General features: G+C 57.1%; 1 protein-coding gene. It reads left to right on the forward strand.

Features of this window, described 5'->3' with window-relative positions; translation table 11 throughout:
* On the forward strand, positions 1 to 238 hold a 238-nt coding region (locus tag QP324_RS12205), incomplete at both ends, for a helix-turn-helix domain-containing protein (RefSeq protein WP_284816253.1).

Genomic DNA, 238 nt, shown 5'->3' on the forward strand with positions numbered 1-238 from the left:
ACCTTTCTGGTGAGACAGCGATGAATCTTGCGCGCGAGTTTGGCCTGTCATCAGAGAAGCTGGTCAGCGGATGGTCGAGGAAATGGCGTAATGGTGGCGATGAGGCACTAAAACCGAAGCCGAAGGGCAGGCCCAAGGGCTCGGTCACGCCGAAGCCGCTCTCGGAGGAAGCGAAGCTGCGTCGCCAGATCGCGCGGTTGGAAGCGGAAAACGCATATCTAAAAAAATTGCGGGACTT

Source organism: Corynebacterium sp. UMB0012 (genome assembly GCF_030216265.1).
GTDB lineage: Bacteria > Actinomycetota > Actinomycetes > Mycobacteriales > Mycobacteriaceae > Corynebacterium.